The sequence below is a fragment of the Thiorhodococcus fuscus genome (genome assembly GCF_042682685.1).
Classification (GTDB): Bacteria; Pseudomonadota; Gammaproteobacteria; order Chromatiales; family Chromatiaceae; genus Imhoffiella; species Imhoffiella fuscus.
This window is the reverse complement of record NZ_JBHUHX010000003.1, coordinates 1-2,556: the sequence shown is the minus strand read 5'-3', so window position 1 is coordinate 2,556 and position 2,556 is coordinate 1. Positions and strand designations below refer to the sequence as shown.

The 2,556-nt window shown below is 68.0% G+C and carries 1 protein-coding gene; it reads left to right on the top strand.

The features are described from left to right. Positions 1-2,556, top strand: a 2,556-nt coding sequence (locus tag ACFSJC_RS01260; protein ID WP_386022248.1) for a cadherin repeat domain-containing protein, incomplete at both ends; no start/stop codon positions are given.

The following is a 2,556-nucleotide window of genomic DNA, read 5'->3' as shown; positions in this document are numbered from 1 at the left end:
GCTCGACTGGAGCAAGCTCAGCTGGGACATCGACGGCAACAGCAGCACCACCGATGTCGGCTTCAGCCTCGGCGACATCGTCTCGGCCAAGGCCACCAGCGATACCAGCCTGACCATTGCGCTGACCAGCGCCAAGGCCGCCGCGCTGGCCGCCACCAGCGGCTATGGCGGCGTCAACGACACCCTCGACGTCAGCGCCGGCTTCGCCCGCGATCGCGCCGGCAATGCCGCCACCACCGACGCCAAGGCCAACGCCGTCATCACCATCGCCGGAGCCGACACCACCCCCCCGACCACCACCATCGCCAGCGGCGCCTATGCCGAGGACACGCGCACCCTCACCCTCACCGGCACCCACTTCGACGACCTGCTCGAATCCGGCGAGGGCGCCAACACCGACATCAAGGGCCGCCTCGACTGGAGCAAACTCAGCTGGGACATCAACGGCGACGACGCCACCACCACCAACGTTGGCTTCACGCTCGCCGACATCGGCTCGGCCAAGGTCACGGATGCCAGCCATCTGAGTATCGTCCTCACCCAACCCAAGGCCCTGGCCCTGACCACCACCGCCGGCTACGGCATCACCGCCGGGGCCGACACCCTGGATGTCAGCGCGGGTTTCGCCCGCGATCTGGCCGGCAACGCCGCCACCACCGACGCCGCGAGCGACGCGCCGCTCTCGCTCACACCCGTCGTCGACCTCAACGGCACCGGCACCGGCGGCACCGGGATCGCTCACGGCGCCAGCCTCAGCGGCGATCCGCTCGCCTTCACCAGCGGCGACACCAATCTGGCGCTCGGCAACAGCGCGACTTTCGCCACCCTCAAGGTGACCTTCGCGACCGCCGACATTCAGGACGGCGCCAGTGAAGCCCTCGAAATCGATACCGCCACGTCGGGAGGGAGCATTGCGCTCAACTTCGCGAATGGCGCCAACATCCCGGATGTCGTTTTGTCGGGTACGACCTATGCGGTCACGGCCACCGTGAGCGGTGGGATCAGTACGCTGAGTTTCGCCAAATCGGGCGGTGGAAGCCTGAGCTTGACCCAAGGCGAAACCCTGCTCGACGCCCTGCGCTACCACAACAGCGCCGCGACCCCCACCAACGGCGACCGTGCCTTCCAGGTCAGCGTCAACGACGGGAGCGCCGACAGTGCCGCCGCCACCTTCCTGGTCAGTGGCGACGGCGACGGCATCGGCGCCGCCGAAGAGGACGCCGTGCCCACGCTCAGCAGCGTCGCCGGCGACGGCAACGGCGACGGCATCGTCGACAGCGTGCAGAACAACGTCACCTCGGCCCAGGTGAGCGACGCCGCCGGCAACAGCAGCTACGTCACCCTCGCCACCGACTCCGGCACCCGCCAGACCAACGTCGTCGTCAACGACGCGCCCGACCCCAGCGAACTGCCCGAGGCGCTGCAGGGCAGCCAATTCCTCCAGAGCGTCATCAGCTTCGACCTGGCCGACGTCACCCCCGAGAGCACCCAGCGCGTCAGCGTCTATGTCGACGCCAGCCTGGCGGTCAACGACTACATCAAGCAGGACAAGGACGGCCAGTGGGTCAGCGTCAAGAACACCCCCGGCAGCAACTTCAGCATCACGCTCTCGGACGACGCGACCAAGAAGATCATCGCCTTCGACATCGTCGATCAAGGTGATCTCGACCTCAACCGCACCCCAGGGCAGATCAGCGACCCGGGCGGTGCCGCCTTCACCAACAGCGTTCCCGTGATCAACAGCGACGGTGGCGGCGCCACCGCCGCCGTCACCATCGCCGAGAACACCCGCGCCGTCACCACCGTGGCGGCCACGGATCCGGATGTGGGCGACAGCCTGACCTACAGCCTCAGCGGCGGCGCCGACCAGGCCAAGTTCAGCCTCGACGCCACCAGCGGCGCGCTGAACTTCATCGTTGCGCCCGATTACGAGGCCCCCACCGATGCCGACGCCAACAACGTCTACGTCGTTCAGATCACCGCCACCGACATCTATGGCGCCAGCGACACCCAGACGCTCAACGTCAGCGTGAGCGACGTCGACGAGGGCGGTGGCGCGGTGAATCGCCCGCCGCTGGCGATCGACGATGCCTTCACCCTCACCACCGGTGCCACCGCAACCCTTGACGTCTTGGCCAACGACAGCGATCCCGACGGCGACACCCTGACCCTGAGCGCCGTCACTCCGGGGATCGGCACGCTCACGCTCGTCGACAACGCGATCCGCTACACCGCCAGCGGCTTCGACAGCCTCGCCGTCGGCGAGCATGCGAGCGATACCTTCACCTACACCGTCAGCGACGGACACGGCGGTACGGATCAGGCCACGGTCACGGTCGATGTGGTCGGCGCCGATCCCTCGACGCGCACCTGGCAAGCCGTCGGCGGCGACTGGCGGGGCCAGGGCGAGGCCGGCGTCGCACTCTTCGCGGCGACGTCGGGTCAGTTCGCGCTCTACGACACCACCGATGGCGTGGCCGATGGACAGGGACAGTTTCAGAGCGACACCAGCGCGGCCTGGCAGGTCCTGCTCGGCGACTGGAATGGCGATGGCAT